This is a genomic window from Flavobacterium arabinosi (assembly GCF_048158725.1).
Classification (GTDB): Bacteria; Bacteroidota; Bacteroidia; order Flavobacteriales; family Flavobacteriaceae; genus Flavobacterium; species Flavobacterium arabinosi.
This window is the reverse complement of sequence record NZ_JBLNKX010000012.1, coordinates 1-20249: the sequence shown is the minus strand read 5'-3', so window position 1 is coordinate 20249 and position 20249 is coordinate 1. Positions and strand designations below refer to the sequence as shown.

Here is a 20249-nt window from a genome sequence, read left to right as displayed (position 1 = left end):
CAAATTAAAATGAGAACCTATAAAATAAAAAACAGTAGTAAACTGTTGCTTACTACTGTTTAAAAATTGTATTTTTATTTTTATTAATCCTGTATCACTATTTCAGGACTAGACAATGTTGCTGTATCAGCTAATTATTTTAAGCTTCCAACCATATCTTCTGGTTTAACCCAAGCATCAAAATCTTCTGAAGTTACATAACCCAAACCAACAGCTTCCTCTTTTAAAGTAGTTCCGTTTTTATGTGCGGTTTGAGCAATTTCAGCTGATTTGTAATATCCAATTTTAGTGTTTAAAGCCGTAACCAGCATCAATGAATTGTCAACCAATTCTTGGATTCGTTTGTAGTTTGGTTCGATACCTTGTGCGCAATGTTCGTCAAAAGACATACAGGCATCACCTAACAATCTAGCTGATTGCAAGAAGTTTGCTGCCATTAATGGTTTGAAAACATTCAATTCATAATGACCTTGCATTCCACCAACAGAAATAGCAACATCATTCCCCATAACTTGCGCGCAAACCATAGTTAATGCTTCACATTGCGTTGGGTTTACTTTTCCGGGCATGATAGAAGAACCAGGTTCATTTTCCGGAATAATGATTTCTCCAATTCCTGAACGTGGCCCAGAAGCCAACATACGCACATCATTAGCAATTTTATTCAATGAAACTGCCAGTTGTTTTAATGCTCCGTGTGATTCTACGATTGCATCATGTGCTGCTAAAGCTTCAAATTTGTTTTCGGCAGTTACGAATGGATGACCCGTAAATTCAGCGATATATTCGGCTACTTTTACATCGTATCCTTCGGGCGTATTTAATCCTGTTCCAACAGCTGTTCCTCCCAAAGCCACTTCTGATAAGTGAGCCAAAGTATTTTTAACTGCTTTTAAACCGTAGTTCAATTGCGCTACATAACCTGAAATTTCTTGTCCTAATGTAAGTGGAGTAGCATCCATTAAATGCGTACGACCTATTTTTACTACAGTATTGAATTCAACTGCTTTGGCATGAAGCGTATCTCTAAGTTTTTCAACACCGGGAATGGTGATTTCTACAACTGCTTTGTAAGCTGCAATGTGCATTCCTGTTGGGAACGTATCATTAGAAGATTGTGATTTGTTTACATCATCATTCGCTTTGATAAATTGCTCGCCTTCACCAATGTTGAATCCTTTTAGCACTTGCGCACGATTAGCAACCACTTCATTTACGTTCATGTTACTTTGTGTACCTGAACCTGTTTGCCAAATTACCAATGGAAATTCGTCATCTAATTTTCCGGCTAGGATTTCATCACAAACGGCAGCAATAGCATCGCGTTTTTCGATTGGTAAAACACCTAAATCACAATTAGCGAAAGCAGCTGCTTTTTTTAAGAAAGCAAAACCTTCAATAATTTCTTTTGGCATGGAAGCCGATGAACCTATTTTGAAGTTGTTGCGGGAACGTTCTGTTTGTGCGCCCCAATATTTGTCTGCAGGAACCTGCACTTCACCCATCGTGTCTTTTTCTATTCTAAATTTCATTGTGTTGTTATTTTATAAGTATTAAGTAGTTTAGTAGATTTTTTAGCCCCGATAGCAGTGAAAATCCTTTTATGCCGGCGTTCGGCATAAAAGATTGTAACGGATAGCGGGATCAGCTCCAAATTCTGAGCCCAAAAATACGGATAATTCCCTTTTTATAAAAATTGATTGGTAGTTTTTGTTACTTTTTATTGGTAAGAAAAGGAATTAAACTTACATTTGTGGCTACATTCAAAAATTCCGGAAAACATGTTTGAATTTTCACAGTACTTAGGCTTTTTACTTTTCTTAACCGTTCTTACAATAGGATTTTGGTTAATGTTTTTTCTTGTTGGTTTCGTATCCTATTGGGTAGGAGGAGCGACTTGGGAAGCATATAAAGAGAAAAGAGCAAAAAAGAAGCAAGAACAATCAGTTTAATCTAATTGTTTTATAAAAAAAGGACCCGTGAAAACGAGTCCTTTTTTTTTTGTACCGGTAACTTACTTCTTTAGCTATTTATAAAGAAATACCATTGATTGGGTTAGTTATTTTTAAATAAAAAAGGACCCGTTTTCACGAGTCCTTATTATTTTATCCTTGAAAATCGCCTCCATCGCCATTTTCATTTTGATTTTTCTTAGGTTTTTCTTTTTCATTTTTCGGTTTGTTGAAACGATACGTAAATGATAAGTTAAACTGTCTTACTCTCCACTGCATTTCAGAATAAGAATTCAGCACGCCTGGAAGATTTGTTTCCATAATTCTTTTTCGGGAATTGAATACATCGCTTACATTAAATGAAAGGGTTCCTTTGTCTTTCATAACATCTTTGCTGAATGCTAAGTTAGCACTAAAATTACCTAAACTTCTACCTTGTGCGTTGTCTTGTGGACCATTATAGGTTGCATTAGTTTGCCAGTCAATTTTGTATGGTAAATTAACTTTTGATGTTATACGTGCGAACCATGATGTTGTTGTATTGTCAAAATTTTGAATAACTTCTTTATCATTAAAATCAATATATGTAAAATCCCCTTGTGTTTGGTTTCTGAAGAAATTGAAGTTCCCGTTTAATTTCCACCATTTGTATGGAGAATAGTTTAAGGTAAATTCAAATCCTGTTCTATACTCTGTAGCCAAGTTTATTGGTGAACTGAAAATAACTGGTGTTCCATTTACAAAATCACCAGATTCTCTTCTTGCAAATTGGAATGCACCACTGGTTTTGTTCACATATAATGAAGTATTAAAAGTTAATTTATCCCAACGTTTCAAATATCCTAAATCAATAGCATCACTGAAGGCTGGATTTAAATCAGGATTTCCCATGAAAATATTGATGTTACTGGATAAATTGCTGAATGGATTGATCATTCTCCCTCTAGGTCTTTGAATTCTTCGGCTGTAGCTTATGGAAGCACTACTTTTATCTGAAATTTCATAAGTTAAAAAGGCACTTGGGAAAAAATTGTTGTATTTTTTAGTATTAAAATCATTCGTTGCCAACTGATTGATTTCTATATTTGAATCTTCAAAACGCAATCCCAAAAGGGCTGAGAATTTATTTACTTTCATACCATATTGCGTGTAAATGGCATTTACTTTTTCTTTGTATTCTAATGTGTTGGTGAAGTTTGGATCAATCACTCCATCATTTTGTACTTGGTAATCAGTAACTAATTTAGAGAAATCACCACGGTAACCCGCCTCAAACTGGCTTTCTTTTCCCAAAGGCAAAACATAATCCGCTTGAAGTAAATTTCTGTTTTGAGTTTGATTGTTTATCGTTTTATCAAATAAAACTGCACTTGAATTAGTGGCAGTGTCCGTAATTAAAGCGTCATTTTTATCGTCGTTCGAAGAAAATGAACCGTCTATAGTTAATTTATGGCCGTCTTTTTTGAAGTTTTTAGTAAAATTTGTTGCAAACTCTACATTTTCACTTTTACTGTCTTCTTTGTTGATACGAGTTCGTGTATAGTCGTAAACATAGTTGGCATTATAATTTTTTTGGAAAACATTATCCGTGTTATCGCCATTATTTTTTCTGTAATTAAACGTATTAGTCCACGAAGTAGATTTGTCTATATACAATTCTATACCAAAATTCCCATTATAGCCTTTGCTGAATCTATCGTTATCCCTATTTTCATCTACATAATTTCGAATGGAATTATCGGAATTTAAATATTCAGTATTTGTAATCATATTTCCAGGGCTACTTCTGTAATTATAGCCTTGATTGGTAAAAAGATTAAAATTCGTTGATTTGTAATTTAAAGTACCGCTCAATCCATAATTTTCAGGATAGCCCGTAGAAGCAATGAAAGTTCCATTTAGACCAAGATTCTTTCCTTTTTTCAAAATGATATTTAATAAACCACCTCCGCCTTCAGCATCATATCTAGCCGAAGGATTGGTTATAACTTCTACTTTTTCGATAGCATCGGCAGGAATTAATCGCAATGCATCGGCTATATTTATAGCGTTTGAAGGTTTTCCATCGATAAGTATTTTTACATTGTCATTACCACGAAGACTCACATTTCCTTCCACATCCACGGAAACGGATGGAATATTGTCAAGAACATCACTAACTGTTCCTCCTTTTACCATTAAATCGCTACCCACATTATAGACCTTTTTGTCTAATTTTATTTCGACAGTCGTTTTTTCAGCTCTTATGACTACTTCATTCAATTGAGCCGCATCTTCATCTAAGGCAGTTGTGCCTAAATTAATATTTTGCTGAATGCTTTTTTCCTTGATTTCAGATAATTTGAAAGAAATAAACTCAATTTTGATGTCGTAAATACCAGGATTCACATCAATACTGTATTCTCCTTTTGCATTTGTAATTCCGCCTGCAAGTGCTTTTGGGTTTTTAGCGTTTATGAATGTGATTGTTGCGTATTCTAATGGTTGCTTGCTCACTTTTTCAATTACTTTTCCGCTAACTTTTACTTTTTGTACAGGACTGGGTTGCTGTGCAAAATTTATCAGACTTGAAAAAAGAAATACAAGTGCTAAGAGGGTTTTTAATTTTTTGGGCATTTTTGTAGTTTTAGTTTTTCTTTTTAGATTGTAGAAACCAGTTTTGGTTTAATGTATAAATCATAAAAAAGTGTTAATTTAATTGTAGAAAATCAGTCACGTTATCTAGATCTCTTCCTATAATTGCTTTGTTTCCTTTGATGACAATCGGTCTTTCAATCAGAATTGGATACGTCACCATTGCTTGAATAATTTCGTCATTCGTCATTGGTTTATTTTTGAAATTTTCTATCCAAATTTTCTCTTTTTGGCGCACTAATGCAAGAGGTTCAAAATTTAGTTTTTGAATCAGACTTTTTAATTCATCAAATTTGGGAACGTTTTCAAGATAATTAATGACTTCAAATTCTTTTTCAGATTCTTTTATAAAAGCGAGGCAGTTTCTTGATTTTCCGCAACGCGGATTGTGGTATATTTGTATCATCAGTTTTTTTAAGTAAATTGAGAATTAAAATTTTATTGTTAGAGTGACAAAAGTAAAATTTGTTACTCTAATTTTGGTGCTATATAAAAATAAAAAATCTATGTTTATTGAACAAGGGGTAAAGTCTGAGAATAAGTTTTGGAAGTATATTTTAGGATCTGTAGTAATTATTTGTGCTTCTTTTTTAGGTCAGGCACCTTTACTAATTGCGTTGTTTTATGAAACACTTGTAAAAGGGAAGCCATATCCTACTACCAATGATGATATTATGCGTTTTTTTGAACCAAATTTGACTTTGTTTTTGATATTGATTTCATTTGTTTTCGCAATGCTTGGAATTTTCTTTGTTGTCAAATATTTGCACAATCAAACGATGCTTTCCATAACTACATCCAGATTAAAAGTGGATTGGAGCAGAGTATTGTTTTCATTTTCTCTTTGGTCAATTTTCACAATTCTTTCAACAGTATTGTTTTATTTTTCGAATCCAAGTGATTTTGTAATAAACTTCAAACCCATTCCATTTGTAATTTTAGTTATTATAGGAACGTTATTAATACCAATTCAAACCAGTACCGAAGAATATATTTTCAGGGGCTATTTAATGCAGGGTTTTGCTAATCTTGCTAAAAATAAGTGGTTCCCTTTAATTATGACTTCTGTTATTTTTGGAGCCATGCACATTTCAAATCCCGAAGTTTCTAAAATAGGGGACATTGTTTTAGTGTATTACATAGGAACAGGATTGTTATTAGGAATCATTACTTTGATGGATGAAGGAATGGAGCTGGCTTTAGGTTTTCATGCTGCCAATAATTTAGTTAGTGCTCTATTAGTGACTTCTGATTGGTCCGCGTTTCAAACCCATTCTATTTTTAAAGATATTTCGGAACCTTCGGCTGGTTTAGATGTTATATTGCCTGTTGTACTCATTTACCCGATACTTTTATTTATCTTTAGTAAAAAATACAATTGGACAAACTGGAAAGAAAAATTAACAGGAAAAATTGAAGAACCAACACCTAATAATCATTTAAAATCAATATAATCACCATGGATAAAATCACTTACAAAAACGTGAATAATCATTTTAAGCTTAATGGATTTCATCTGAATCGAAATGATTTATGTAGAGTAGCGTACAGTTTTATAAAAGAAGGTGAGGAGCACGAAAAATCTGTTGGGGATTTTATACTCGATTGGTTTGATAAAAAAAGCTACATCGAATTAAACACATCTGGAACTACAGGAAGCCCGAAAATTATTCAAATGGATAAACAGGCCATGGTAAATTCGGCTTTGGCGACAGGTGATTTCTTTGATTTACGTCCAGGAGATAAAGCATTACATTGTTTGCCAACGAAATATATAGCGGGAAAAATGATGTTTGTCAGAGGTTTTATTTTGGGGCTTGACATGGATTTTGTAGCGCCAAGCTCGCATCCACTGTTGCATAATGAAACTAAATATGATTTTGTTTCGATGGTACCTTTGCAGGCTGAAAATTCATTAACGGAATTAAAAAACGTTAAAAAAATGATTGTTGGTGGAGCTAGAATGAGTAAGCCACTAGAAAAAAGCCTATCTAAATTGAGTACTAAAGGGTATGAAACTTATGGTATGACAGAAACAATTACGCATATCGCTGCCAAGAAAATAGGGGAAAAGGCATTCTCTGTTTTGCCTAACATAAAAATTTCTCAAGACGATAGAAATTGTCTGGTGATCAATGCGCCAAAAATTTCAGAAGCAACAATTGTAACGAATGATTTGGTCGAATTGATAAATGAAAATGAATTTGTTTTTTTAGGCCGAATTGATAATGTAATAAATAGCGGAGGAATAAAACTGATTCCGGAACAAATTGAAGAAAAATTATCGAATAAAATTCACTTAAGATTTTTTGTAACTGGAATTCAAGATGCTACTTTAGGCGAAAAATTAGCTTTAATTATCGAAGGCGAAAAAGGACCTTTGGACGAAACTATTTTTGATGGTTTAGACAAATATGAAAAACCTAAAGAAGTGTTTTATGTTTCAAAATTTATTGAAACACAAAATGGAAAAATAAAAAGGAAAGAAATTCTGGAGGGTATTTAGAGTATTCTATCTACTTATTAGATAGAAAAAAGCATCCCGTTTTCAAAAATGGGATGCTTTTTTAGTTTTTATTATTGTTGCATTTTAAAATAGTAATCTGCCGAATGTTTCCCACTTCCATAAAATAAGAAAAAGACGCAAATTCCAAGTATAAGTATTGCTAAGAATAAGTTTTGAGAATGCATTTGTCCCATAAAATTCACAATAATTGCTCCAATGAGTATCGGTAATTGTGCTATTATTGCCCATCTGGTAAGTAAGCCGAACGCAATCATTATTCCTCCCACCATATGCGCTGGTGCAATATAATGTATCAGAAACATTCCACCACCAATTTTGTCAATTGGAGATATTAAATCTTGTAAATATTGGATGTTTGTTATAAAAGAAATTCCTTTCATAAATAAAAACACACCAAGTGCTATTCTTGCTAAATCTACTGGTAAATAAGTGTGCGCATTTGCCCATTTATTCAAGCTTTTTACGTTATTCATAATACTATAGTTTAAAATATTTAACACTAAGTTACTGATTTTTATAGATATATGGAAATATTTTTCAAGTGTAAATTTAAAATAATTATTATTGAATGTAATCCAACCAGATGATTGTATTCTCAGGAAAAGTAATAATGATTAAAGAAGTTTAATCTATAAAACGGTATTTTACTTTTAGACCAAGACTATTTTCAGCATGACCATGAGCTAAAAATTGGGTAAAATCGGCTGATAAACCTAGTTTGTTTGTTTTATTCCCAATGATAAAATACCTTCCTAGGTAAAAAGCAGAAGAGAGTCCAAATTGCTGGGCACCTCCGCCAAATTCTGATACAAAACCGAGTCCGAATTTGCGATCTGCGTTCGAAAGAGCATAACCTACTCCTGATTCAATTCCCCAATACCATTTAGGGGTAAAACTATATTGGGTATTAGCTTTTATGGAAAAAATACTAAAGTTACTATATAATGTCCTTTCTTGTAATGTACTTTCAGAGGTTAGTGTTGGAGTGTTTTTTTTGACAAGCCAGTAATCATAATCGGCTTTAAGGCCCAAGTCCCATTTTGGAGAAACTTTTTTAAAAGCTCTTATATTAACGCCAATTTCAAATTTATGGGAGCGATACATTTGAATATGTACCGGTATTGATAGATTAAATCCGGACTCTAAGTAAATTTTTTTGTATTTAGATGAAACATCATTTTCAGTTACCGTTTGTGCAGTACTAAACTGTACAACAGATAACATTATACTTAATAATACAACTGGAATCTTTTTCATTTTTTCTGATAATTAAATAATTCAAATATTCAGAAATACTTTTATTGCATTGAAAAAAATGATATAGTAAAGATTAGTGTTTGCTGTTTTAAAGATTAAGTAAAGGTACAAATAACTATTAATCAATAATATAAAGATTAATTAAATATTAATTTTAAATTTTTATTGAATGTGTTAAAGTAAAATATAAATTTGGAGATGATTTTTAAAAGCTTGATTTTAGATCCTTAAGAATCCAGCTCATTTCAGCGTCATTTTCTTTTATTCGGTCTTCAATTGTAGGGATTATTTCCATATCAGGAAATATGCCATGACCTTCTAAATTTGTTTTGAAATATGCAGCCATATACATTAATCCTATCCGAATTTGGATATCCGAATTTGGCAATTTTATACGAGGCATAAATCCAGCAACAGTCCCGTTAAAAGCTCCACCTGTTTCTTCGCCTACAAAAAATGCTCTTTTAGAACCTTTTAAATTGGAAGAAATTATACTTGAAGCCGAAAAACTTCCTCCATTGATAAGAACATAAATTTTTCCTTTGAAAGCATTTTTACTCACTTTATGTGGTTTAGTTTGTGTTTCATAGTAATTTTTACCGTTTTGGCTTTTATGAACAGTCAATAGTAAGTACGTATACATTATTGGAGAAAAAACAGTTTTTAAAGCTTTAAAACCTAAAGAACCGCCGTTTAAATAGGCTCCTTTGAATAAGCTTGCTTTTGAAACGACCTCAGATTTATCCAAAAAAACGAAAGTAGAGTCAGCTAAATAAGAATATAAATCAGCAATTTCACTTACTCGTCCGCCACCATTATTCCTTAAATCCAGAATAAGTGTTTTAGACTGATACGCTGTAATTTTAGAAAAGCTTTCTTTGTAAAAAGTTTTATAATCGCCAATTTTGAAACTTCTAATTTTCATTAGCGCTATGCTACTGTCTTTTTCTAAAAAGTGAAGGTTTCTATTGTAATTTTTTTCAATCGAATAATAGCCATTAACCCTTTTCTTTTTTCTGATTTCTTTTGATTTTGTCTTATGCTTAACAGCTCGTTTTTTTTTATTTTTTTTAGAATCTGTGCCAGTTGTGTCTTCTTTTTTTCTTTTTATTGTAATGGTTTTTAAGCTATCATTAAATTTGAAATCAAATTTTAGACTATCCTTAATTCCATTTTCATTGGAAAAAAACGTAGAAAACCGTTTGCCTGAATAATTGGTTTTGAAAGTGTTATTATAACCGTCGGAACTATAATATTGGTTGTATTTTTTTATTAAATCGATTGGTTTCGTACCGTTTACAGCAACGACTTCAGTTCCTGATTGTATTGTTTTATTGTAGGACTTGTTTTTTACAACATACAGTTTTTTATTAAAAAGTTCAAAATCAAATTGCGAAAAAGGGCCTGTTCCTTTTTTAATCAGTGCTCTGGTTTCTCTTTTTGTCAATATTTTCGTTGGTGGATAAACGAATAAATGTCCTTGTCGAACCGCGGCAACCACAGGACTCAATTTTTTGTAAAAATTAAAAGAGGTCATTGGTTTTGTAATTGTCGATTTTAGACTGTCAAATTTATAATCTAAAGCTTCCTTATTTATGTACCAGTATAAATTGGGGTGTAATTCCTGTAATTTTCGATAGGTGTAATCAACATCAGATTTTAATTTCTCTTCCGTTATCAAATCGTTCAAATGCTTGTTGTGCTTTTTTATGGAAGCACATTGAACAAAGAATAAGATTATAAAGCCGAATAGAACTATTTTTCTCATGTTTAACTACATATATTTAGGACTACAATCTAAACTCAGAAACCTGTCAACTGAAAATTGTCTGGAATTTAAACCTGAATGACACCTAAATTAAATTTCTTTTCAATAGGCGAGTGGTTGGCCGCTTCAATACCCATTGAAATCCAAGTACGGGTGTCTATTGGATCAATTATCGCATCAGTCCATAATCTGGAGGCCGCATAATAGGGCGAAACCTGTTCGTCATATCGTGCCTTTATTTTATCGAACAATTCCTTTTCTTTCGTTTCATCTACCACTTCTCCTTTTGCTTTAAGCGAAGAAGCTTCAATTTGTGCCAATACTTTCGCCGCTTGTGTTCCGCCCATAACGGCTAGTTCTGCGCTTGGCCAAGCAAAAATTAATCTTGGATCATACGCTTTTCCACACATGGCATAATTACCTGCACCATAGGAGTTTCCTACAATAACCGTGAATTTTGGAACAACAGAATTGCTCACAGCGTTCACCATTTTGGCACCATCTTTTATAATTCCACCATGTTCTGATTTGGATCCTACCATAAAACCGGTGACATCCTGAACGAATACTAAAGGAATTTTCTTTTGGTTGCAATTCGCGATAAATCGGGTGGCTTTGTCTGCGCTATCGGAATAGATTACGCCTCCAAACTGCATTTCGCCATTCTTAGTTTTTACCACTTTTCGTTGGTTGGCAACAATTCCTACTGCCCAACCGTCAATTCTGGCATAACCGGTAATAATGGTTTGACCGTAACCGTCTTTATAGGCTTCAAACTCGGAATTGTCAACCAAACGATTGATGATTTCCATCATGTCATATTGTTCATTTCGAGCTTTTGGCAAAACACCATAGATTTCATTTTCGTCTAAAGCTGGTTTTTCCGGTTTAATTCGGCTATAACCCGCTTTGTCAAAATCACCTATTTTATCAACTATATTTTTTATTTTGTCTAATGCGTCTTTGTCATCTTTAGCTTTGTAATCTGTCACACCCGAAATTTCACAATGCGTGGTTGCGCCGCCCAATGTTTCGTTATCAATGCTTTCGCCAATGGCAGCTTTCACCAAATAACTTCCCGCAAGGAAAATACTCCCCGTTTTTTCGACAATTAAAGCTTCATCGCTCATAATTGGCAAATAGGCACCACCTGCAACACAACTTCCCATTACAGCAGCGATTTGGGTAATTCCCATGCTGCTCATTTGGGCATTATTTCTAAAAATCCGACCAAAATGTTCTTTATCCGGGAAAATTTCATCTTGCAAAGGCAAATAAACGCCTGCACTATCTACTAAATAAATGATTGGCAACCGATTTTCCATCGCAATTTCCTGCGCACGAAGATTTTTCTTTGCAGTAATGGGAAACCAAGCGCCCGCTTTCACGGTAGCATCATTGGCCACAACAATACATTGCTTTCCTTTGATATAGCCTATTTTAACCACAACGCCACCAGATGGACAGCCACCGTGTTCCGCATACATTCCTTCACCAACAAAAGCTCCAATTTCTATGCTTTTGGCTTTGGCGTCAAGCAAATAATCGATGCGTTCCCTGGCAGTCATTTTGCCTTCACCGTGAAGTTTTTGGATGCGTTTTTCACCGCCACCCAATTTAACCAAGCTTAATTTTTGTCGCAATGCCGAAAGTAAAAGTTTATTGTGGTCTTCGTTTTTGTTGAAATTCAAATCCATAATGAAAGAATATTAAAAAATAGTTTGCGCTAAAATACAAAATCCAACTAAATAAAATTTTATTATTTTAATTGGTTTAGAAAGAAAATGAAGCTTATGTTTGGTATTAAAACAAAAAAACAGAAGTTACCTCCTGTTTTTTTATGAATTTAATAAAAAAGTGATGATTTATTTTTTCGAATCATTTACGAGTCTTTTCAAGATTGCCCATTGTTTTAATGCATCACGAGCTTCAACAGCCGGATAACCTAACATGGTTTTTCCTGCAGGAATATCCCCTGTAACACCAGAACCAGCACCTACAATGGCACCATCGCCAATAGTGGTGTGGTCTTTTATAGAAGCGCTTCCGCCAATAATGACTCCGTTTCCTAGCGTTACTGAACCAGCCAGTCCGCTATTTCCGGCCATGATACAAAAACGGCCTAATTTACTGTTATGACCAATTTGGACTAAATTATCAATTTTACAACCATCACCTAAAACGGTAGAACTGAATTTTCCGCGGTCAATGCAAGTATTGGCACCAATTTCAACACTATTGCCTATAATCACATTTCCAATTTGTGGGATTTTAACCAAACCTCTTTCGGGATCAGGACGAAAACCAAAACCATCTGCTCCAATTGTAGCATTTGGATGTATAATGCAATCATTTCCGATGTGACAACGTTCTCTGATTACTGCTCCAGACCAGATTACAGTATTTTTCCCGATAGTACATTCATCCAGAATAGTAACATTTGGATATAGTGTTGTATTATCTCCAAGTACAACTTTAGGTCCTACATAACAACCTGCGCCAATTCTAACGCCATTACAAATAATCGCGGTTTGATCAATAACTGCAGTTGGATGAATATCAATATTAAATAACGGGGTTGGAGGTGCAAAAAGAGTTAAAACTTGCGACATAGCTAAATCAGCATTTTTTACCTTGATAAAAGCTCTATTTTCACCTGGTTCTATTGAAATATCCTCATTTACAACTGCAACACCTGCTTTGGAAGTTGCCCAAAGTTTTTCGTATTTTTTGTTTCCAATAAAAGAAATTTCAGATTCATTAGCTACTTCAAGTTGTTCAGGAGCAGTGATATTTTGGGAAGTACTCCCGACAATAACTCCTTTTAAAATTTCATTTATTTCTTGGATGGAATAGGATTTCATTACGTATGAGATTTGAATTTGGTAATTTTATCAAATAAAGCAATTTAGAGTTAAAATTCCTAATGCTTTATTTAGTACCAAGTTTTAAAATTCGTACAGTAAAAATTGGGTTAAATGGGATAATAGTTTTACGATAAATTTGCTACGTTTGTAAGTAAGAATACAATTCGAATTTAGAATGCTAATGTGATTTTCTTGTTGGCTATTTAATAATATCCCCAAAATAAATGAAATTTTTAAACCCATTTTTGTTTTTGCTTACAATACTATTTTTTTGTAATACCCTAAAGGCTCAAACAAATAATACTACGATTAAAGATGCATTATTAATTGCAGCGCATAATAAAAGTAAGTTAGAGAATAGCGAACAATTATTGGTAGTGTACAATTATCAACCTGAAAGTTATAGCGCTTTTTTGGTAGCCTTAGAGAAAAAAGATAATCATTGGATTGTAAAACAGGAACCCGTAAAAGTTGGTATTGGTAAAAATGGTTTTGCTCCGCCAGATAATAAACGTGAAGGCGACGGCAAGTCTCCAACAGGAATATTTCGTTTAGGAAAATTATATACGTATGAAAAACAACTCAACACACTATTGGAAAACCAACAAACTACCAAAGAAGATAAATGGATTGACGATCCCAATTCAGAGGACTATAATAGGTATGTAAAAGGTGCTACGGATGCAAAATCGTATGAAAATTTATTATTAAAGACTGATGCTTACAAGTATTGTATGGTTATAGAATACAATACAAATCCAATTATAAAAGGAAAAGGGAGTGCAATATTTTTTCATTTGGCTGTAAAAAAACCTTCTTTTACTGCGGGATGTGTTGCTATTGATGAAGAAAATATGAAGTTGATGGTAAGTTGGTTAGATCCCAAACGAAACCCAACAATTATTATGGGGAATTTTAATGTTTTGAAAAGCAGTTTGTAAAGAGTCTTTTTGCAAACGTCTAAAAAAATAAGCTCTTAAATTTAAAAAATCCCCTCAGACATTTCGATTAACGAAAGTTGAGGGGATTTTTATATAAATTTGGGATGTAAGTTAAAGACTGAAAACTGCGACTGAATATCGCAATTTATTCCTCTTCCTTTTGTCCCATCATCATTAAATAGGCTTTCAAGAATTCGTCAATTTCTCCATTCATAACGCCGTCAACATTACTGGTTTCGTAACCGGTACGAACATCTTTGACTAACTTATAAGGCTGCATAACATAATTCCTGATTTGTGAACCCCATTCTATTTTCATTTTTCCAGCTTCGATATCAGCGCGTTGTGCCTGTTTCTTTTTTAACTCAATTTCGTATAATTGAGACCGTAACATTTGCATCGCACGTTGTCTGTTATCTTGCTGCGAACGTGTTTCGGAACATTGAATTTGAATTCCGGTTGGTTTATGAAACAGTTGAACTTTCGTTTCTACTTTATTTACATTTTGCCCTCCCGCACCACTGGATCGCGAAGTTGTAATTTCAATATCGGCAGGATTAATATCAATTTCGATACTGTCATCTACAAGCGGATAAACATAAACGGAAGCAAATGAAGTGTGACGCTTGGCATTACTGTCAAAAGGTGAAATTCTAACCAATCGGTGTACGCCATTTTCTCCTTTTAAATAGCCAAAAGAATAATCGCCTTCAAATTCGAGTGTTACGGTTTTTATACCGGCCGATTCTCCTTTTTGGAAATTCAGTTCTTTTATCTTGTAGCCATATTTTTCACCCCACATCATGTACATGCGCATCAGCATTTCGGCCCAATCGCAACTTTCAGTTCCACCGGCACCCGCGGTTATTTGAACAACAGCACTCAAGGTATCGCCTTCATCCGAAAGCATGTTTTTGAATTCGATTGCTTCTATATGATTGGCAGTAGTTGAGTATTGTTCGTCTAATTCTTCGGCCGTAAGTTCTCCTTCTTTATAAAAATCATAGGCGAGTTGCAACTCGTCAGTCATTTCGACTGCTTTGTTGTAATCTTCAATCCACTTTTTCTTGTTTCTAAGGTTTTTTACAATGACTTCAGCTTCTTTTGCATTGTTCCAAAAGTCGGGAGCAAAAGTTTTTTCTTCTTCGTTTGAAATTTCAATTAGTTTGGCATCAACGTCAAAGATACCTCCTCAACGCACCAAGGCGCTCTACAATACCCTTTATTTGTTCGGTAGTTGTCATAAATTATATTAAATTAAATAGGTCGGTTTTCCAATATTTATATAAAATGCCGTTATATCATTCATTTAGATTAGTTTTAACTGAACTAGCTTGAATTAACAAACGGTATTATGTAATTTTGTGGCACAAAAATAGAAAAATTTTACGAAGGGACAATTCGAGAATTGTCCGTACTGAAAATAAAAATATATATGGAAATAAATTTAGTTAGCGATACGATTACCAAACCTTCTCGCGAAATGTTAGTGCATATGTTGAATGCCAAAGTAGGAGATGATGTATACAAACAAGACCCGACTGTTATTGAGCTCGAAGCTAAAGTTGCCGAAATGTTCGGGATGGAAGCAGGGCTTTTTTTTCCATCAGGAACTATGGCAAATCAAACGGCGATAAAATTACATACACAACCAGGGGAACAATTAATTGCTGATAAATATGCGCATGTCTATCATTATGAAGGTGGTGGTGTTTCTTTTAATAGTGGCGTTTCCTGCTGTTTATTAGACGGAAATCGCGGAATGATAACTGCGGAACAAGTGGCTGGAGCAATTAATGATCCTGAGTTTTATCACAGTCCGTTAACAAGTTTAGTTTGTGTAGAAAATACGACTAACAAAGGCGGTGGTGCTTGTTACGAATTGGAAGATTTACAAAAAATAAAGCAAGTTTGCGATGCCAATAATTTGAAATTTCACATGGATGGCGCCCGAATCTGGAATGCATTGGTAGCCAAAAAACAAGACCCTAAAGCATTTGGGAAACTATTCGATACGATTTCGGTTTGTTTGTCCAAAGGTTTGGGAGCGCCAATTGGGTCGGTTTTACTGGCTGACAAAGCGACGATCCACAGAGCGTTGCGAATCCGAAAAATATTAGGTGGCGGAATGCGTCAGGTAGGCTATTTGGCAGCAGCCGGAATTTATGCTTTGGATAATAATATGGAGCGTCTTGCCGATGATCATAGAAGAGCTAAAGAAATTGGCGAAGTACTGAAGAAGGTAAGTTGGGTAGCTTCGGTAGAACCGGTTGAGACTAATATTTTGATTTTTTCATTAGTTCCAAATTGCATTGAAAAGAATTTAATTGAATTGTTAAAACAAAAAAACATTTCAATCAGTTCTATGGGACATGGAAAATTGAGAATAGTAACGCATCTTGATTATCGTGAAGTGATGCATACGTATGTTCTGGAAACACTGCAAAAATTAGTGTAGTAGTTTGAAAGATTTGTTTCACGTTTAAGGTTTTTAGCATTATCAAAAACCCTTAAACGTGATTTTTTTTCTATTTAAAAAGATTGTCCATTCCTGGAATCATTGGCATATCCATTTTTGCAACCGCATCAAGTTCCGCTTCATTTGTTTTAGTCGCTTTTTCAATAGCTTTATTTAGGACTAAAATCATATAATCTTCTAGTTGTTCTTTGTCTTCTAATAAAGAATCGTCAATAGTGATTGATTTTATTTTTCTATTGGCAGTCAGAGTAACTTTTAATAAACCATCAGTGCTTTGTTCATCAATAAGAACAGTGTCTAAACGTTTTTTAGTATCTTCTATTTTTTGTTGGGTTTCTTTAAGTTTTCCCATCATTCCCATTAAATCCATTTTGATAAATTTTAATTATTGAACTACGAAATTACTACATTCGATGTAATAAGCATGTTAAATTAGATAGAAAATTGAATCGTTTTAAAATGTGTTTGTGCTATTTTTGTAGCTTCACTTAAATATAAAGAGCAAACGATGCCAGAAAATATACAACCACCAGTTGCCAAAATAATCCCTAAAACATTAGAAAATCTTGGTGATTCAAGAGTTGATAATTACTTTTGGTTGAATGACAGAGAAAATCCTGAAGTTATTGATTACCTGAATAAAGAAAATGAGTATTACCATAAAATGACTGACCATACCAAAGATTTCCAAAAGGAATTATTTGAAGAAATGAAGGGCAGAATCAAGGAAGATGATGAGTCTGTTCCTTATTTATATAATGGATATTACTACATCACCCGTTTTGAAACTGGAAAAGATTATCCTATTTATTCCCGAAAAAAGGAAAGCCTTTCGGCAAAAGAAGAAATCATGTTCGATTGTAATGAATTGGCCAAAGGTCAATCTTATTTTCAATTGGGGGGTTTGAGCATTAGTCCGGATAATAAATTAGCTGTTTTTAGCACGGATACAGTTGGAAGAAGAATTTATACTGTTCAGGTTAAAAGCTTAGAGACGAATGAAATTCTGGAAGATAAAATAGAAAAAGTTACCGGAACCGCAGTTTGGGCAAATGATAATAAAACCATTTTTTATTCCAGTCAAGATGAAGTAACCTTGCGCTCTGATAAGGTTTTCAAACATAAATTAGGTTCAAAACAAGCGGAAGATGTTTTAGTTTATTTCGAAAAAGACGATACCTATAATGTTGAAGTAGCAAAATCTAAATCCAGAAAATACCTGGCAATTGAGTCTGGAAGTACACTTACAACCGAATATAGAATTCTGAATGCCGACACTCCTGACGGAAAATTTGAAATTTTTCAGAAACGAATCAGAGGCGTTGAATATAGCATCAATCATTACAAAGACAGTTTTTATATTTTAACCAATAAAGATGATGCCGAAAATTTTAAATTGATGAAAACGCTGGAAACAGCCACATCAAAAGAAAATTGGACCGAAGTTATTGCGCATCGTGAAGATGTTTTATTGGAAGATATCGAAATTTTTGCCAATTATTTAGTAGTTGAAGAACGTTCGAATGGTTTGAATAAAATCAGAATTATGCCTTGGAGTGGGGAAGGGGAGTATTATTTGCCTTTTGAAAGCGAAACCTATACCGCTTACACGACAGCCAATGTAGATTTTGAAACAGAAATTTTGCGTTACGGATACCAATCGTTGGCAACACCTTCTTCGGTTATTGATTTCAATATGCGAACCAAAGTAAGAGAAATCAAAAAAGAGCAACAGGTTCTTGGAGGCAAATTCGATAAAAATAATTATAAAGAAGAACGCGTTTGGGCAACTGCCAAAGACGGAGTAAAAGTACCGATTTCTTTAGTTTATAGAAAAGAGCTGAAAAAAGACGGTACCAATCCGTTATTGCAATATGCGTATGGATCTTATGGACATTCTATGGATGCTACTTTCTCTTCGACCCGATTGACATTATTAGATAGAGGATTTATATTTGCAATAGCGCATATTCGTGGAGGTGAAGATTTAGGAAGACAATGGTATGAAGACGGAAAATTGTTAAAAAAGAAAAATACATTCACTGATTTTATCGATTGTTCTAAATTTTTAATTGATCAAAAGTACACTTCGCCAGAACATTTATATGCCGAAGGTGGTTCTGCCGGAGGTTTATTAATGGGAGTTGTGGTGAATTTAGCACCTGAATTGTATCATGGAATAATAGCACAAGTACCTTTTGTGGATGTAATTACTACGATGCTTGATGATAGTATACCGCTTACAACCGGAGAATATGATGAATGGGGGAATCCAAATAAAAAGAAATATTATAAATACATGTTGTCGTATTCTCCTTACGATAATTTGAAAAAACAAAATTATCCTAATATGTATGTATCTACAGGTCTTCATGATTCACAAGTACAATATTGGGAGCCAGCGAAGTGGGTCGCAAAATTACGAACAATTAAAACGGATACAAATGTTTTATATCTCGATACTAATATGGATGCAGGTCACGGAGGAGCATCTGGGAGGTTTGAAGCTATAAAGGAATTAGCAAAAGAATTTAGTTTTTTATTAGATTTAGAGAAAATTAAAAAGTAATTAGATTTTTTTTGTTAAATTTGCAACGTTCGTGGCTAAATTAAAAATTGCCTGCGACTAACTATTTTTTTATGAAAGAAGAAATAAACGCTTATAATAATGTTTTAGAATTAATAGGTAACACTCCACTTATTAAGCTAAATAAAGTCACCGAAGAGTTAGAAGGTAATTTCTATGCAAAGGTAGAAGCTTTTAATCCAGGACATTCTTCTAAAGATAGGATAGCATTATACATAATCGAAGAAGCTGAAAAAAGAGGGATTTTATCTCCTGGTGACACTATTATCGAAACTACATCCGGAAATACCGGTTTTAGTTTAGCAATGGTAAGTATCATAAAAGGATATAACTGTATTCTAGCAGTAAGTTCTAAATCATCTAAAGATAAAATAGATATGTTACGCAGTTTGGGAGCAAAAGTTTATGTTTGTCCTGCACATGTCTCCGCTGATGATGAGCGTTCGTATTATAATGTAGCCAAACGTTTGCACGAAGAGACGAAAGGTTCTGTTTATATTAATCAATATTTCAATCAATTGAATATTGATGCACATTATAAATCTACTGGCCCTGAAATTTGGAAGCAAACAAATGGTAAAATCACACACCTTATCGCATGTAGCGGAACAGGAGGAACCATTTCTGGAACAGCAAAATACTTAAAAGAACAAAATCCTAATATTAGAATTCTTGGAGTTGATGCTTTTGGTTCGGTATTAAAAAAATACCATGAGACCAGAGAATTCGATAACGATGAAATTTATCCTTATAGAATTGAAGGTTTGGGGAAAAACTTAATTCCATCTGCAACTGATTTTGATCTTATTGATAAGTTCATGAAAGTTACTGATGAAGAAAGTGCGCATTCTGCCAGAGAGATTACCAGAAAAGAAGGTTTATTTGTAGGATATACTTCTGGAGCAGTATTACAGGCAATAAAACAATATGCTGACGAAGGTGAATTTGATAAAAACAGTAATGTAATTGCCATATTCCCGGATCATGGTTCTCGTTACATGAGTAAAGTATTTAGTGATGACTGGATGAATGAACAAGGTTTCTTTGACAGTATTAATGAAGAAGAAGCTCAAAAAATTGAATTTATTAAATAAGAAGTATTAAGTAATTAGTACAAAGTATGTCTAGTCCTGAAATAGTGATACAGGATTAATAAAAATAAAAATACAATTTTTAAACAGTAGTAAGCAACAGTTTACTACTGTTTTTTATTTTATAGGTTCTCATTTTAATTTGT

17 protein-coding genes are annotated in these 20249 nt (G+C 33.7%); 7 read left to right on the top strand and 10 right to left on the bottom strand.

Features of this window, described 5'->3' with window-relative positions; genetic code table 11:
• Positions 1-134 precede the first annotated feature (134 nt).
• On the bottom strand, positions 135-1532 hold the full coding sequence (gene fumC, locus ACM55K_RS17265; protein ID WP_416851572.1) for a class II fumarate hydratase: 1398 nt from the start codon (positions 1530-1532) through the stop codon (positions 135-137).
• 249 nt (positions 1533-1781) lie between these two features.
• Here fumC and ACM55K_RS17260 point away from each other — a divergent pair, with 249 nt between their 5' ends.
• A complete protein-coding gene (locus ACM55K_RS17260; RefSeq protein ID WP_143386564.1) occupies positions 1782-1952 on the top strand; it encodes a hypothetical protein in 171 nt (56 codons plus the stop codon).
• A 153-nt stretch (positions 1953-2105) separates the two neighbouring features.
• Here ACM55K_RS17260 and ACM55K_RS17255 read toward each other — a convergent pair whose 3' ends face one another.
• A complete protein-coding gene (locus tag ACM55K_RS17255) occupies positions 2106-4568 on the bottom strand; it encodes a TonB-dependent receptor (RefSeq protein WP_416851571.1) in 2463 nt (820 codons plus the stop codon).
• A gap of 73 nt (positions 4569-4641) precedes the next feature.
• The gene (arsC, locus tag ACM55K_RS17250) at positions 4642-4992 is read right to left on the bottom strand and encodes an arsenate reductase (glutaredoxin) (RefSeq protein WP_416851570.1); all 351 of its coding nucleotides are present in this window, start codon (positions 4990-4992) and stop codon (positions 4642-4644) included.
• Positions 4993-5092: 100 nt separating this feature from the next.
• Between arsC and ACM55K_RS17245 the strand changes: the two genes are divergently transcribed.
• A complete protein-coding gene (locus ACM55K_RS17245) occupies positions 5093-6040 on the top strand; it encodes a CPBP family intramembrane glutamic endopeptidase (protein ID WP_416851569.1) in 948 nt (315 codons plus the stop codon).
• 5 nt (positions 6041-6045) lie between these two features.
• Complete coding sequence (locus tag ACM55K_RS17240) at positions 6046-7092, top strand: AMP-binding protein (protein WP_416851568.1); 1047 nt, start codon at positions 6046-6048, stop codon at positions 7090-7092.
• Positions 7093-7163: 71 nt separating this feature from the next.
• Here ACM55K_RS17240 and ACM55K_RS17235 read toward each other — a convergent pair whose 3' ends face one another.
• From ACM55K_RS17235 to lpxD, 5 genes are all read right to left on the bottom strand, one after another.
• Positions 7164-7586: a DoxX family protein gene (locus ACM55K_RS17235; protein ID WP_416851567.1), complete on the bottom strand. Its 423-nt coding sequence runs from the start codon at positions 7584-7586 to the stop codon at positions 7164-7166.
• 151 nt (positions 7587-7737) lie between these two features.
• Positions 7738-8370, bottom strand: a complete 633-nt coding sequence (locus tag ACM55K_RS17230; RefSeq protein WP_416851566.1) for a hypothetical protein — start codon at positions 8368-8370, stop codon at positions 7738-7740.
• 205 nt (positions 8371-8575) lie between these two features.
• Positions 8576-10138, bottom strand: a complete 1563-nt coding sequence (locus tag ACM55K_RS17225) for a S41 family peptidase (protein WP_416851565.1) — start codon at positions 10136-10138, stop codon at positions 8576-8578.
• Positions 10139-10206: 68 nt separating this feature from the next.
• Complete coding sequence (locus ACM55K_RS17220; RefSeq protein ID WP_416851564.1) at positions 10207-11835, bottom strand: acyl-CoA carboxylase subunit beta; 1629 nt, start codon at positions 11833-11835, stop codon at positions 10207-10209.
• 168 nt (positions 11836-12003) lie between these two features.
• Positions 12004-13002, bottom strand: coding sequence for a UDP-3-O-(3-hydroxymyristoyl)glucosamine N-acyltransferase (gene lpxD, locus ACM55K_RS17215; RefSeq protein ID WP_416851563.1), 999 nt, complete (start codon positions 13000-13002; stop codon positions 12004-12006).
• Positions 13003-13229: 227 nt separating this feature from the next.
• Here lpxD and ACM55K_RS17210 point away from each other — a divergent pair, with 227 nt between their 5' ends.
• Complete coding sequence (locus ACM55K_RS17210) at positions 13230-13946, top strand: L,D-transpeptidase family protein (RefSeq protein WP_416851562.1); 717 nt, start codon at positions 13230-13232, stop codon at positions 13944-13946.
• 145 nt (positions 13947-14091) lie between these two features.
• On the opposite strand, the gene prfB is transcribed toward ACM55K_RS17210, so the two are convergent.
• Positions 14092-15190 (bottom strand): peptide chain release factor 2 gene (gene prfB, locus ACM55K_RS17205; RefSeq protein WP_314897553.1). Its coding sequence is split into 2 segments (ribosomal slippage): positions 14092-15126 and positions 15128-15190, totalling 1098 coding nucleotides; the frame shifts between segments, so codons are not numbered across the junction.
• 191 nt (positions 15191-15381) lie between these two features.
• On the opposite strand from prfB, the gene ACM55K_RS17200 reads away from it, so the two are divergent.
• Positions 15382-16404 carry a threonine aldolase family protein gene (locus ACM55K_RS17200; protein ID WP_416851561.1) on the top strand — a complete coding sequence of 341 codons (1023 nt, stop codon included), beginning with the start codon at positions 15382-15384 and terminating at the stop codon, positions 16402-16404.
• Between the two features lie 70 nt (positions 16405-16474).
• Here the strand turns inward: ACM55K_RS17200 and ACM55K_RS17195 are convergent, their stop codons facing one another.
• The gene (locus tag ACM55K_RS17195) at positions 16475-16795 is read right to left on the bottom strand and encodes a YbaB/EbfC family nucleoid-associated protein (protein ID WP_035671607.1); all 321 of its coding nucleotides are present in this window, start codon (positions 16793-16795) and stop codon (positions 16475-16477) included.
• A 138-nt stretch (positions 16796-16933) separates the two neighbouring features.
• Between ACM55K_RS17195 and ACM55K_RS17190 the strand changes: the two genes are divergently transcribed.
• Complete coding sequence (locus ACM55K_RS17190) at positions 16934-18994, top strand: S9 family peptidase (RefSeq protein WP_416851559.1); 2061 nt, start codon at positions 16934-16936, stop codon at positions 18992-18994.
• A 71-nt stretch (positions 18995-19065) separates the two neighbouring features.
• Complete coding sequence (locus ACM55K_RS17185; RefSeq protein ID WP_035671610.1) at positions 19066-20106, top strand: PLP-dependent cysteine synthase family protein; 1041 nt, start codon at positions 19066-19068, stop codon at positions 20104-20106.
• The last annotated feature ends 143 nt before the right edge of the window (positions 20107-20249 follow it).